The sequence below is a fragment of the Pontibacter sp. E15-1 genome (genome assembly GCF_022601975.1).
Classification (GTDB): domain Bacteria; phylum Bacteroidota; class Bacteroidia; order Cytophagales; family Hymenobacteraceae; genus Pontibacter.
Window position 1 is genome coordinate 1 of the sequence record NZ_JAKVIR010000012.1, and the last position, 13,799, is coordinate 13,799.

At 54.6% G+C, this 13,799-nt stretch carries 10 protein-coding genes; 3 read left to right on the forward strand and 7 right to left on the reverse strand.

Annotated features, from left to right (window positions below):
• Nucleotides 1–109: 109 nt before the first annotated feature.
• Nucleotides 110–472 carry an STAS/SEC14 domain-containing protein gene (locus MKJ04_RS09705; protein WP_241641431.1) on the reverse strand — a complete coding sequence of 121 codons (363 nt, stop codon included), beginning with the start codon at nucleotides 470–472 and terminating at the stop codon, nucleotides 110–112.
• Nucleotides 473–541: 69 nt separating this feature from the next.
• Entirely contained in the window at nucleotides 542–943 is a 402-nt protein-coding gene (locus MKJ04_RS09710) for a DUF5329 family protein (protein ID WP_241641432.1), read from the reverse strand.
• A gap of 296 nt (nucleotides 944–1,239) precedes the next feature.
• Between MKJ04_RS09710 and MKJ04_RS09715 the strand changes: the two genes are divergently transcribed.
• Nucleotides 1,240–1,755 (forward strand): DUF421 domain-containing protein, encoded by a 516-nt coding sequence (locus MKJ04_RS09715; protein ID WP_241641433.1) that lies wholly within the window; start codon nucleotides 1,240–1,242, stop codon nucleotides 1,753–1,755.
• Between the two features lie 68 nt (nucleotides 1,756–1,823).
• Here the strand turns inward: MKJ04_RS09715 and trxA are convergent, their stop codons facing one another.
• Entirely contained in the window at nucleotides 1,824–2,183 is a 360-nt protein-coding gene (gene trxA, locus MKJ04_RS09720) for a thioredoxin (RefSeq protein WP_317246714.1), read from the reverse strand.
• 414 nt (nucleotides 2,184–2,597) lie between these two features.
• Here trxA and MKJ04_RS09725 point away from each other — a divergent pair, with 414 nt between their 5' ends.
• Complete coding sequence (locus MKJ04_RS09725) at nucleotides 2,598–3,605, forward strand: hypothetical protein (protein ID WP_241641435.1); 1,008 nt, start codon at nucleotides 2,598–2,600, stop codon at nucleotides 3,603–3,605.
• Between the two features lie 78 nt (nucleotides 3,606–3,683).
• Here the strand turns inward: MKJ04_RS09725 and MKJ04_RS09730 are convergent, their stop codons facing one another.
• Together MKJ04_RS09730 and dnaE are read right to left on the reverse strand one after the other, a co-directional pair.
• Nucleotides 3,684–4,229 carry an REP-associated tyrosine transposase gene (locus MKJ04_RS09730; protein ID WP_241641436.1) on the reverse strand — a complete coding sequence of 182 codons (546 nt, stop codon included), beginning with the start codon at nucleotides 4,227–4,229 and terminating at the stop codon, nucleotides 3,684–3,686.
• Nucleotides 4,230–4,446: 217 nt separating this feature from the next.
• Nucleotides 4,447–8,067: a DNA polymerase III subunit alpha gene (gene dnaE, locus MKJ04_RS09735; RefSeq protein ID WP_241641437.1), complete on the reverse strand. Its 3,621-nt coding sequence runs from the start codon at nucleotides 8,065–8,067 to the stop codon at nucleotides 4,447–4,449.
• 504 nt (nucleotides 8,068–8,571) lie between these two features.
• Here dnaE and MKJ04_RS09740 point away from each other — a divergent pair.
• Nucleotides 8,572–9,891 carry an MFS transporter gene (locus MKJ04_RS09740; RefSeq protein WP_241641439.1) on the forward strand — a complete coding sequence of 440 codons (1,320 nt, stop codon included), beginning with the start codon at nucleotides 8,572–8,574 and terminating at the stop codon, nucleotides 9,889–9,891.
• A 375-nt stretch (nucleotides 9,892–10,266) separates the two neighbouring features.
• Here MKJ04_RS09740 and MKJ04_RS09745 read toward each other — a convergent pair whose 3' ends face one another.
• The gene (locus MKJ04_RS09745; RefSeq protein ID WP_241641441.1) at nucleotides 10,267–12,774 is read right to left on the reverse strand and encodes a LysM peptidoglycan-binding domain-containing protein; all 2,508 of its coding nucleotides are present in this window, start codon (nucleotides 12,772–12,774) and stop codon (nucleotides 10,267–10,269) included.
• A gap of 356 nt (nucleotides 12,775–13,130) precedes the next feature.
• Complete coding sequence (locus MKJ04_RS09750) at nucleotides 13,131–13,775, reverse strand: O-methyltransferase (RefSeq protein WP_241641442.1); 645 nt, start codon at nucleotides 13,773–13,775, stop codon at nucleotides 13,131–13,133.
• Nucleotides 13,776–13,799: the final 24 nt, after the last annotated feature.

Genomic DNA, 13,799 nt, shown 5'->3' on the forward strand with positions numbered 1-13,799 from the left:
TATGGTATGGTATGGTATGGTATGGTATGGTATGGTATGGTATGGTATGGTATGGTATGGTATGGTATGGTATGGCTCGCGCCGGATAGAACTTAGCCAGGAGATGCCGTTAAAAATTATCGTTTACCCACTTCCAGGCTGCCTCGCGCTGATCGAAATCAAAATACTTCAGGTCGCCGCTCAGGAAAGGGGAAGCAGCTTTCACAAGTATTTCCTCCCATTTGCTGTCGCCCACCATGGCTGCCCTGCTGATGTCGGGCGCGTATTTCACGTCCATTTTTAGGTCTTCCCAGATTGCCTGCAACGTGATTCCCTCCAGGTCGAGCATCTCGGCATATACCCTGATCTTACCGAACTCCGCGATGCGTTGCGCAAACATAGGCTGCAGGATCGCGTAGTCGTTCTCGTCAATCCGCCCGGAAACGCGAAATGCCACCAGGTCGGGGGTAGGTGTGTCTAATAGCTGTAACATGGCAAAAGGAATCAGATGGTATGACTATATCTACGGGGCTACTGCTCCATGCGTTCCTGAAACAGGCGGTTACTGCTGCTCCATTTCCCGTAGGGCGCGGGTTAGTACAACCGCCGCGGTTTCTGTGTGGCCGTCGCTGAACTGTATGAGGTAGTCTTCGCCCGACATGCCTGATTTGGAGGCCAGCTTCTCAATAAACTCCTCGGCCGTTTTCACGTCGGCTTTGTGTTTTTGCCATTTCGCCTGCAGGTGTTGCGCAGCCTCCGCGCAACTGTGCTTGCTGCCGTTCCGGATAAAGGTAGCTCCTTCCATACTGCTCACGAAAGCAATCAGTTTCTCTACTTTCTGGATTTCTGTGAGGTGAGGCCGGGGGGCATCGGTAAGATGAGGTATTCGGGGGAGGGCAGTCGCCTCCTGCATCCCCGGCGTTGCCGCCAGCAACGCTGTCAGTACTAAATGGTAAAGTCGCATGGTTACGCTATTAAGTGTGTATCAAGAGTATAAGGCAAGATTCATGCACTTATACTGCATTTGTAGCCTAAAGTGGCCCAAAGCGACAATTCTTTTAACTCGACTACTTAAGTTGATATTTATTCGGGAGATAATAATGTGTTTGGGCTATGGCAACCTGCCGCTTCGCAATTTCAGCGGGGCTGCACAGGTATAATTTTGGCCAACGCCTGAAACTGAGAGAGGCCATATACCCGTATGGGGGGCACTGGCGGCAGGAGGTATAACCCTGGATATGGACTTGCGTTGTGTGAGGTATGCAGGATATCTTCAACAGTGTTTTCGGGATCCATGACCAAACGCTAACCTGGTGGCAAATGTCTGTGCGGGCCATCGGTGTTTTTTTCGCGGCCTTATTTATCATCCGGGTGGGGAGCCACCGCATCTTCGGCAAGAACACGGCCTTCGATATCATTCTCGGCATTATCTACGGCTCGGTGCTGAGCAGGGCGATTACGGGCAATGCGCCTTTCTGGCCCACGATAGCCGCCGCGCTCACGCTGGTGCTGCTGCACAAGGGCTTGGCCATGCTGGCCTATCATACCAGCTTTGGCTTTGGGAATGTGATCAAAGGGCGCCCCCGGGAGTTGGTGAAAGACGGCAAATTGCAGGAAAAAGCACTAAAGGCTAGCAGCATTACGGAGAACGACCTACTGGAGGCGGCCCGAAGCACGGGTGCGGTCACGGACCTGAGCCAGGTGGACCGGGCGTACCTGGAGCGAAGCGGCAACATCAGCATCATACTGAAGGAACCGGAGAAAGAGGGGAAATAAAAAAGGCTTTCCCGCGCTGGCGCGGGAAAGCCTTTTAAGGTTATGTGTTAGAATGGAAGCTTTGCAGCTTATGCCATCTGCGACTCTAGTTTCTGAGAGAGCACGTTTTTCGGAACAGCGCCTACCTGCTTGTCTACCACTTCGCCATTCTTGAAAACGAGAAGCGTCGGGATGCTGCGGATGCCGAACTTAGCGGAAGTCTGTGGGTTGGCGTCTACGTCTACTTTGCCGATAATGGCTTTGCCTTCGTACTCGCCCGCCAGTTCTTCCACAATCGGGCCTACCATGCGGCACGGACCGCACCACTCTGCCCAAAAGTCTACCAATACGGGTTTATCTGAATTGATGATCTCATCAAAATTTGCGTCTGTGATTTCTATTGCTTTGTTAGCCATGACTTTAGCGTTTTTTTGTGTTAGTTTCTTGATTTAAATATAATAACAATTACTCTTTGGGCAAATAACAGCCCAAACTAAAACTGCCTGACAAGCTGTCGGAAACATATCCTGCAAGGCAAACTATACATACGGCGTAAGCCGTGTAATGGTCGCTGTCGTTTGTATGAACAAATGTTGTCGGGAAAAGTTTCAGCGGCTGCGAAAGAAAAAAGAGGCAGCCTTTAAGCAGTCGTTGTGCATTGCCTCAACAGCACGTGGTCCGGGAGCGGAGGCCATACCCTGGCGCAACTGCGATGAGCGATTTATAGCTATAAGTGAGTAAATACTTGCCATGCCTGCCCCACATCTGGTGAATGGATCAAAATTAGGAGGCAAGATTAAATCTTATAGCGTAGATGAATCCGTACATATCTTTTTATAATGTTCAATTTCAAATAATTACTTATGAAAAACTTACTTCTATACAGTACACTGTTTGCTGCCACGTTGCTCACCTTCTCGTCCTGCGACGTGGAGGATGAGATTGACTTTCCCCTGCCCGGGCATGGCGATAAGGCAAACGCATACATTACCAGCAATACCAGCGGCATGCTCACGATGCTCAACGGAGAGGACCTATCCGATGTGAAGGCCAGGCAGAAGAATATCGCCTCGATGGATGCCGACGGCGTCTACTACAACGAAGACAGAAAAGAAATTATCCTGGCGTCCAGATCGACCAACCGAATCGAGATTTACCAAAAGCGCAAAGACGGCTCCCTGGAGATCAAAACCACCAGCGACCCCAGGTTTACCAACGCACGCGAGATAGCCGTAAGCGGCAACATGATTGTGGTGGTGCAGGACGGAGACCCGGCCCTCAACAACAACATGAACAAGCTGTATGTGTATGAGCGCACCCCGAGCGGGGTCCGTTACCGCAACACATACGATGTTGATTTCAACCTGTGGGGCATTCATGCCGAGGGCTCTACGCTCTTCGCCGTAGTCGACAATTCCGGCGACATCGTGTCTTTCGACAATTTCTTTTCCAACCCGAGTGGTATGATTCAGCCAACGAAGCGGGTGACAATTGAAGGCCTGGTGCGCACGCACGGCATCACATACTCTAAGATGGATGACAGAATGGTGCTGACCGACGTAGGCGACGCGGCCGTGGCCGACGATGGCGGAATCGTGGTTATCAACAACTTCCATGCGCTGTATAGTGGTATGGCCAACGGCGGAACGATTGGTGCCGATGACCAGATCAGGATTGAGGGCGGCAACACCATGCTCGGCAACCCGGTGGATGTAGGGTATGATCATGAGTCGAAGAGCATCTATGTGGCCGAAAGAGCCAACGGGGGTGGCAAGGTGCTCATCTTCAGCATGCCTGCCGCAGACGGAAACCCTTCTCCTATCTATGTTAAAAACGTGGCCGGAGCTTCCTCTATCTACGTGATGCAATAGCAATTTCCATAGTGCAAAAAAAGACCGGGCCTCAATGGGGTCCGGTCTTTTTTTGCACTGTTTTCTGCGGAACCAGCTTTACTCCAGCAGCAAGATATCGAGTAAGCCACGCTCCCCAGCATAGTTGCAGGCAGAACTGTAGCGGTAATGCTCCGGCTCACTCACCCATTCTGCCCGTACCGGGTTCTGGTGTATATAGCCTAGCTTCTGGTCGATAAAGGCATTGCTGATGAGCTCCTTGGCCTCGTTGCCGTCCTGCCAGAGTTTATAGTGTCGTACTTTCGGGTTTTGTATGGCATTGAACTGGAAACGGTGCAGCAGCCACTGCCTCCGGCTCTCGGGTTCTTCCTGTAGGGCAGCCACGATTTTCCGGCTGGTAAACTGCTTAAAATCCCGCAGGATGTCCGAGAGGTTCTTGCCCTCTTCAGCCGAGGCAATCAGGTGCAGGTGGTTGCTCATCAGGCACCATGCATGAAGGCGCAAGCCTTTGTTGTGCTGGCAGTACTGAAGCGCATCCACGATAATGTGTTTATATATGGGCCGCGTAAACACATCCACCCAGTCCACCACCGTCATGGTCAGAAAGTATATGCCGCCGGGTATAATCCTGTTTTTGAGCCCCATGCGTAGCTATACTTCTAAAAGCAAGAAGCTGTTCTGCTGTTATGGATTTTCTGCTGTTTCGGATTTCTTAATCCGAAACTTTTCCTGAAGCGGATTTCCTAATCCGCGTTAGCAGAACCACGGGGATTAGGAAATCCCCGGCAGGTGGCTTTCGGACTAGGAAGTCCGAAAGAGCGGAAAGAGCGGGAACAGCATAGCTTTCCATATATAAATCCACCTATATCAGCTTACACTCGCCCACGCCCATACCTTTGATAGTCTCCAGAAACAGTTTCGGGTCAATGCGGTATTTGCGGGAGTACATGGGCAGCACCAGTTTCTCTTCCGGCACATGGAGCGTGATCTCCAGGCGTTTCTGGCCAGCGCTCTCCGTAATGGCGGTCTCCAGGGCCTCGGCCAGGTTCGGGGTGAAGTGCTGCATGTTGATGTTGAGCTGCACGCCCTGCGCCATCTTGTCCATCACATCGCCGAGCAGCTGGATGTTGGTCGGCTTCAGTTCCCACTGGTCCTCGGTTTTATACCGTAGCTGCACCTTACCCCGGATAAAGAGGTATAAACCCGTTTTCAGGTAGGGCGAGAACTTCACGTAGTCCTCCCCAAAAAGGGCCATCTGCATGGTCGAGTCGTAGTCTTCGATGGAGAACAGCGCGAAAGGGTTGCCGTTCTTGGCCGTCCGGATCACCACTTCCGATACCATGCCGGCCACGTTCACATCGCGGCTCTTGTAGTCTGTAATCCTGTCTAGCGAGCAGGTGCAGTAGGAGTCGATCTCCAGCTTAAACTGGTCGAGCGGGTGGCCCGACATGTAAAAACCGACCACTTCCTTCTCGCGGCGCAGCATCTCGGCCTGTGTCCAGACGGGCACTTCCGGTATTTTGGGCATCGGGGCGGCCACGGCGGCCCCACCGCCAAACAGCGACTGCTGCGCTGCCTGCAACTCTGCCTGGTAGCTGTTTCCGAAGCGCACTGCTTTCTCTAGCAAGCTGATATTCTCCCCCTCGGGCACCTCCATCAGCTGCGCCCGGTGGTATAGCTCCCACGAGTCGAAGGCACCGGCCAGGGCCATGCTCTCAAACGTCTTCTTGTTCACAGCCCGCAGGTTCACGCGCTTGGCAAAGTCGAAGATATCCTGGTACAAGCCTTTTTCCCTTTCCGAGATGATGGCATCCACGGCCGATTCGCCGGTTCCTTTTATCGCGGCCAGACCAAAGCGAATGTCGCCCTGCTCGTTCACGTTAAATTTCAGCAACGATTCGTTCACGTCCGGCCCCAGCACCTGTACGCCCTGCTTGCGTGCCTCCTCAATAAAGAACGTCACCTTCTTGATGTCGTTCATGTTGTTGGTGAGCACGGCGGCCATATACTCGGCCGGGTAATGGGCCTTCAGGTAGCCCGTCTGGTATGCCACCACTGAGTAGGCGGCAGAGTGGGAGCGGTTAAAGCCGTACTGGGCAAACTTCTCCATCACGTCGAACACCTCAGAGGCTTTCTTCGCCGGGATCTTGTGGATCTCCCCGGCTCCAGCAATGAATTTCTCACGCTCCTCGGCCATCTTCTTCATGTCCTTCTTACCCATCGCACGGCGCAGCAAGTCGGCACCGCCAAGTGAGTAGCCCGCCAGAATCTGGGCGGTCTGCATAATCTGCTCCTGGTATACCATGATCCCGTAGGAGTACTCCAGGATCGGTTTCAGCAACTCGTGCGGGTATTCTACCTCCTCGCGGCCATGCTTCCGGTTAATAAAGTTCGGGATGAACTGCATCGGGCCCGGGCGGTACAAGGCGTTCATCGCGATCAGGTCTTCAATGTTGGTTGGCTGCAGGTCCTTGAGGTACATGCGCATACCCTCCGACTCAAACTGGAACGTACCGATGGTGTCGCCGCGCTGGTAGAGCTGGTAGGTTTTCTCGTCGTCTATCGGAATCTCGTCAATATCAACCTCCACCCCGTGGTTTTTCTTAATCAGCTCGATGGCATCTTTGATAATGGTCAGGGTTTTCAGACCCAAAAAGTCCATCTTCAGCATACCCGCACTTTCAATCACCTTGCCGTCAAACTGGGTTACCAGCAGGTCGGAGTCTTTTGAGGTTGATACCGGGATGTAGTTGGTGATGTCGTCGGGGGCGATGATAACGCCGGCGGCATGTATACCTGTGTTTCGGATGGAGCCTTCCAGCTTCTCGGCCAGGCGCAACGTGGCGCCGCGGTGGTCGTTGCCCTCACGGATGGCAGCCAGCTCCAGATTCTCGATAAAGGCCTTGGCCAACGTGGTGCCCGGTGTTTCCGGCACCATCTTGGCCAGCTCATTGGCCTCGGCCAGCGGCAGGGAGGTGGTGCGGGCCACGTCCTTTATAGACGATTTGGCGGCCATGGTGCCGAAGGTGATGATCTGGGCCACTTGCGTTTTGCCGTATTTCTCCACCACGTAGTCAATCACGCGCTGGCGGTTCACGTCGTCGAAGTCAATATCGATATCGGGCATCGACACACGCTCCGGGTTCAGGAATCGCTCAAAGAGCAGGCTATACTTAATCGGGTCGATGTTGGTGATACCCACGCAGTAAGCCACCGCCGAGCCAGCCGCCGAACCACGGCCCGGCCCCACGGCCACACCCATGTCGCGACCCCGGTTGATGAAGTCCTGCACAATGAGGAAGTAGCCGGCAAAACCCATTGTCTCGATGATGCGCAGCTCGTAGTCGAGGCGCTCCTCGGTTTCTGCGTTTATCTCCCCGTAGCGCTTAGCGGCACCCATATACGTCAGATGGCGCAGAAAGGCGTCGGCGTTGGCGTGCTCCGGCGGTATAGGGAAGTTGGGCAGCAGGATATCGCGCTTCAGTTTCGGCGGCGTGATCTTGTCTACGATCTCGTTGGTGTTGTCTACCGAGGCAGGCACGTCCTTGAACAGTTCGTTCATCTCGGCCTGCGTCTTAAAGTAGAACTGGTCGTTGGGGAAGCCGAAGCGCGTTTTTGGGCCCGCCTCATCAATGCGGTTCAGCATCTGGCGCACACTGGACATATGGCCGTGCTGGTTGCGCACGTTGTCCACGGTGTCGTAAATCACCTTCTGGTCATCCGACAGGAAGCGGTAGTACTTCGTTTGGAAATCCCCGACAGGCGTGCTCTGGTCCTCGCCGGTGTTCACGCACAGCAGGATATCGTGGGCGTTCCAGTCGTCCTGGTCCACATAATGCGAGTCGTTGGTGCAGATCACCTTGACGTTATACTTGAGCGCAAACTTGAGGAGCACCTGGTTCACGTCTTCCTGGCTCATACCGGTTCCGTCGATGTTCTGGATGCCGTGGCGCTGCAGCTCAATGTAATAGTCGTCGCCAAACAGGTCGAGCCACCATTTCAGCAGCTCCTCGGCCGCTTCCTCGCCTTTCCAGAGAATGGTTTGCGGCAGCTCGGCTCCGATGCAACAGCTAGTGGCGATCAGGCCCTTGCTGTATTTCTGAAGCAGTTCCTTGTCGATGCGCGGCCATTTGCTGTATATGCCCTCGATGTAGGAGAGGGAGCAGAGCTTGGCCAGGTTCTGGTAGCCGTCCTGGTCTTTGGCCAGCAGCAACTGGTGGTGGCGCACATCCTTCACTTCCTTTGTAAAGGTTTTGAGGTGGCGGTCCTTTACCAGGTAAAACTCGCAGCCCACGATCGGCTTCACGTTATACTTGTTCGCCTCGGCCACAAAGTTGAAGGCGGCAAACATGTTGCCGTGGTCGGTCATGGCAACGGCGGGCATGCCATCGGCCTGCGCCTTTTTCATGAGCGCGCTGATGCTCGCCTGGCCGTCGAGCAGCGAGTACTGGGTATGGGTATGTAAATGCGAATAAACAGGCAAATTTCTGAGAATTAGAAATTAAAAATTACGAATTAGAAATGACAAATCAATTGAAAAATCATTTCTGAGTAGAGCGTTAGCAGATTAAAACCAAAGATTAAGAATCAGAAAAATCAAAGCGAATTAAACGTCTTTAACATTTTTAATCCCTGATTTCTAATTTTTAATTTGGCGTAGCTCAAGTCATTTTCGGGATGTTAAAATTACGGAAAATAGGCGCCTCTCCCAAACCCAAACCGACCTTAACCCTAACAAAAATGCATCGGGAATAATCCCGGCAAGTAAGGGCCTTTTGATCTAACAAAACCGCGGCGGCAGGGTTAGTACCCGAGGGGGATGGGTTAGCCAGCGCGGGTTTTGGGGAGCAACGCATGCCCGCCCAGGACGAAGGCTATACCCCAATCGCTTATTTATGCTTTTTATACCGGTAGGTACTACAACGCCAGGGTATAAACGGCACGTATGTATAAGCCTGTGCCTGAATTGGCGCAGCAAAAATATTCTATGGCAGCAGGTAAATTGAGTGAAATGTTCCGGGCGCTACGCTCACGCAACTACAAACTGTTTTTTGTGGGGCAGGGCATTTCGCTGATCGGCACCTGGATGCAGCAGGTGGCCCTGAGCTGGCTGGTGTACCGCCTCACCGACTCCGTTTTCCTATTGGGCGCGGTCACGTTCTCGAGCCAGATTCCCTCTTTCCTGCTCGGCCCCTTTGCCGGTGTGCTGGCCGATAAGTTTAACCGGCACAAGGTGCTGCTCGTTACCCAGGCCCTCTCCATGATTCAGGCTACTACCCTGGCCGTGCTCGTCCTGACGAACACGATTGAGATCTGGCATGTGCTGGCGCTGAGTGCGGTGCTGGGCACCATCAATGGGTTTGATATTGCCACCCGGCAGGCCTTTGTGGTGGAACTGGTGGAGAAGCGGGAGGATATGAGCAATGCCATCGCCCTCAACTCTTCGATGTTTAACATGGCGCGGCTCATCGGCCCCACCGTGGCCGGACTCCTGATATCGGTCGTGGGGGAAGGGATTTGTATCCTGATCAATGCGGTCAGTTACCTGGCTGTGCTGGCCTCCTTGCTGCTCATGCACCTGAAGCCTTTTGTGCGGGTGCAGCAGCAGCGCAAGGTATGGGCCTCGCTCAAAGACGGTTTCCGGTATGCCTTTGGCTTTCCGCCCATCCGGGCGCTTATTGTTATTGTGGCTTTGCTGAGCCTCTTCGGGATGCCGTTTACCGTGCTGCTGCCCGTTTTTGCCCGCGATGTGCTGCATGGCGGGGCCAACACGCTCGGCTACCTGATGGGCGCTTCGGGGTTTGGGGCGCTGGGCGGGGCCTTGTTTTTGGCGCAACGGAAATCGGTAGAGGGCCTGGGCAAGGTGATTATCCTGACGATGCTGCTTTTCGGCGTTGCGCTCATCGGCTTTTCCTTCTCCGTGGTGCTGCTGCTCTCGCTGGCACTGATGCTGGTAAGCGGCTTTGGCATGATCGTGACCATGGCCTCCTGCAACACGCTGCTCCAGACCATTGTGGACGACGACAAGCGTGGCCGCGTGATGAGCCTCTATGCCACGGCGTTTATGGGTATGGCCCCGGTGGGGAGTATGCTGGCGGGCGCTGTGGCCGAGCACGTGGGGGTAGCCTATACCCTCGCTGGTTGCGGTTTCCTGTGTGCCATCAGCATTGTGCCTTTCGCCGTGAACAGACCCAAACTGCGCCAGATGGTACAACCCATCTACGAGCGCCTCGGCATCGTGCCCGAGATTGCCTCTGGCCTTCAGTCGGCCTCTAACCTGAGCACCGCACCGGAGGAAAGGCGGTAATGGCGATTGGGGATTGTGTTTCCTGTGCCGGTTATGTTCCCGCATGTTCACTTGAGAAAAGAGCCATGATTTTGTAGGGACAGGTCGTGACCTGTCCGCGCATCGGCCAAGATTATGCAATCCCATACCTGAACTGATTCAGTTCTGAAACCCTGATGCTGATGCTGACGGCTTGGTTAGGGAACGATTGGACAGGTCACGACCTGTCCCTACGAAACACACTGGAAGGACAGCATCTTGCTTTTTTGATGCGCTATAAGTCCATTCCACTGATTTCCTACCTTTAAATGCTTAACCTATTCAAACGGTAAAGGCCCACTGTCCAGTGGGCCTTTACCGTTTTAGTCTAACATCTAACGTCTAACGTCTAAAAAATCACTTCTTCCTCACCCGAAGCTTTTCCCCGATACTCACCGAGAAGTCGGATTTGTTGTTCCACTCCATGATGTCTTTGATCGTGACGCCGTATTTGCGGGAGATCTGGTACATGCTTTCGCCAGAGGCCACGGTATGGTAGCCGCTGGCAGGGGCTGCGCTGGTCGCAGCGTCGTCGGTGGCGGTAGAGGCGGCTTTGGCGGGAGCCTGTATGCGCAGCTCCTGACCCAGCCGGATGCTGTTGTCGGCTAAATTATTCCAGTTGCGCAGTTCCTCCAACGACACCTCATACTGCCTGGATATCTGGTAAAGGGTCTCGCTGGCAACCACGGTATGGAAAGCGCTTCCCAGGCTTCTGTGCGCAGTCGGATCGTTTGCAGCGACTGCCTCCTGGGCGGGCTGTGCCAACGGCTCGGCTATATACAGTTCCTGGCCGGGGCGCAACGCCTCGCTCCCGAGCTTGTTCCAGGCTGTCAGGTCATGTATCGTAACAGCGTACATCCGGGAAATGCCATAGAGCGTTTCGCCTGCCTTCACGGTATGGCGGGTAGGCTTAGGAACCGGCTGTACAGGTGCGGCAGCGGGAGTGCGTTTGGCTGGGGCAGCGGTTGGCTTTGCGGCTGGCTCGGGACCGCTCTCCACAAAGATATCCCGTACGGCCGTGACTGTGTCTGTATCCTCCGCAGCAGTGTCCCTAATTACCCAGTCTCCCTCTATTTCTTCTGCTACCGTGTCTGCTGGCAAGGCCAACGCAGCGCTGTCGGTTGCAACAGTGGCAGTGGCTTCCTCCGGTGCAGGTAGCGTAACCCAGCTGGTGGTGTCGGTCTGGGGGTATAAAACGGCTTTTTTCTGAACAGGTGCGGGGGTTGGCAGTGGCTTGGCAGGAACATCCGCTTTAGGTATGGAAACGGAGGTATCCGTCTCTGCCTCCAGCACGATAGGGTCTATGAAATCAGCGTCGTCAGCCTCTGTTTTCGCCGTAGGCACAGTGGCGGCACTGCGAACGGTGGCTTTTTGGGCTGGTGTGCTTGGCACAGGCGCACCTTCTGTCGCAACCAGTTCCTCCTCGTCTTCAACCTCTTGCTGCGGGGTTGTCTCCTCCTTGTTAAAGCGTTTGAAGCTGTTGATGAATCTTTTGAAAATGTTTTCTTTCGGGGCCTCGTCCTGCTTGCGGGCAGGTGTGGGGCTGGTTACCGTGGCCTTGGGCTGGGTATAGCTTGGCGCAGCCTCAACTTTGGTCATCTGCTTCTTCTGGCTCAGGTCGCGCACTTCCACGGGGGTATGGGCCGGTCGGCGCTTCTGCAGCCACAGCACGCGGCCCGGCACGGGCACCTCGTTGCGGTTCATGCGGTTCTTGAAGAGCAGGTAATTCAGCTTCACGCCATAGTGCTGGGCCACTTGCTGCATGCTTTCACCGGGCTGCACCACGTGGTACTCCACCTCCGCGCTGCTTCGCTTCGACTCGATGTAATACGCGGTGCCTGCCTCAATCCTGTCAAAATTGCGCAGGTCGTTGTACTTCAGGAACCTGCGGGTGGAAATGCCCGCCTGCAGCGCCAGCTTGTCTTTGGTGTCGCCGGGGCGCGCAATCACGGTGGTGAGGCCGTTTCGCTCAGCCCGCACCAGCGCCCCCACGCGGTTTCCTTTGGCCAGCGGCGGGGCCGTGTCTTTGGATGCCAGCAGACCGGCATCGCTGCCGCCGTTGCGCACCGGCACAATCACGTAGTAATCCTTATCGGAGGGGATTGACCCGCCCAGCAGCCATTTGTTGTATTTCTCCAGTTCTATATAATCGGTCTGGGTGTCCATGGCAATATCGGCCAGGCTTTGGCCGGGAGTGCAACGCATCTCGCGCAGCGAAAGCGCAGGTGGGTTGCTTTTCCCCACAAACGCGTCGTAGGCGATTTTGTGCGCCAGAAAGGTGAGCACGTAGGGGTGCGAGCGCTCTGTGATCTCCATTTTGCGCGCCCCGTTGTCTGACGGCTGGGTATAGGTTTTGGCCCCCGAGTAGCCCAGGTAGTACGAAAGCAGGGAGTTGAACCAGTTGTTGTAGTAATTGTTGCTGCGCTTGAAGTACTTGGCGGCACCCCGGCTGGCCTCGATGATATGGCGGCGCTCGTCCACCTTGTTGTCCATGCGGAGGTTAAAGTCTGAGGCGGCCTCGCGCTTAAACTGCCAGTAGCCCACCGCGTTCGACGTGGACACGGCATCGCCGATCAGGCCGCTCTCCTGCAGGGCCAGGTACTTGTAATCGTCCGGCACGCCCTCCTCCTTAAACACACGCTCAATGATCGGGAAATAGGCATCGGCCAGGTCCACTTTCAGCTTAAAATAGGTCTGGTTGCGGTGCAGGGCATCCACCTTCTTCTGGATCTCCTCCTGCGCCCCCCCGGAAAGCACCAGGTGAATGTCGGCGAAGTTGACGTTTCGGGGTACAGTGACAAACTGCGCCAGTGCCAGCAGGGGCAGAAGCAACAGGACGAAAAGGCTGCTGATGGATTTTCTCATGGCTAGGTACTTGATCTTGGCTAAAAGTTGGCGCTGGTGCTCTACTTACCGTTGAGTTGGTGCCAGCTAAATAGCTATGCGCTAATATGTTCGAAAGGTACTGTATCTCGTTGCAAAAATAACGCAATTTGCCTCGCATTTTAAAACGCTTGGCTAAGTTCTTTCCTTATAATTTTGGCAGGCGGAGGGCGATCTTTCCCGCGAAGAGGGGTGGTATAAAGGCCAAGCGGCAGGCTTGTAGCGTGTTATGAAATGAACCTGGAGCCGAAAGGCTTTTTGTAAAAAAATCGGGCGAAGCCGTCAGGCGCTCCCGGTTGCGCAGATGGCGGCGGTGTTAGAGGAGACAGGCAGCGGCGTCAGATTTTGCGGGCTATCAGCAGGCCGTCGCGCACAGGCAGCAGGATGTTCTCCACGCGCGGGTCCTGGTGCACCTTCCGGTTAAAGTCGATGACGGCCTTGGTGTCCTCATCCAGCTTTTTGCGGTATTTCTCCAGCACTTTCCCGCTCCAGAGCACGTTGTCGGCAATGATGTAGCCGCCTGAACGCACCTTGTCGATCACCATATCATAGTAATGGGTATAGTTGATCTTGTCGGCATCTATAAACACCAGGTCGAATACGGCGTCGATGGTTGGCACGATCTCCAGGGCATTGCCCATGTATAACTTTAGCTGCGGACCCCACCCGGATTCGTCGAAATAGCCCCGCACGCGGTCTTCCAGCTCCTCATTCTTGTCCACGGTGTGCAGGGTGCCGCCCGGCTGCAGGCCCTCGGCCATACATAAAGCAGAGTAGCCGGTATAGGTGCCGATCTCCAGGATCTGCTGCGGCCGTATCATCTTCGAGAACATCGAGAGCAGGCGCCCCTGCTGGTGCCCCGACAGCATGCGTGGCTTCAGCACGCTCAGGTGCGTCTGCCGGTTGATCTTGTGCAGCAGCTCGCTTTCAGGGGAGGTATGTTCCTCCGAGTAGCGTAGCAGGTCTTCGTTTATGAATTCCATATTTGATTGTCAGTTGTTAGTTGT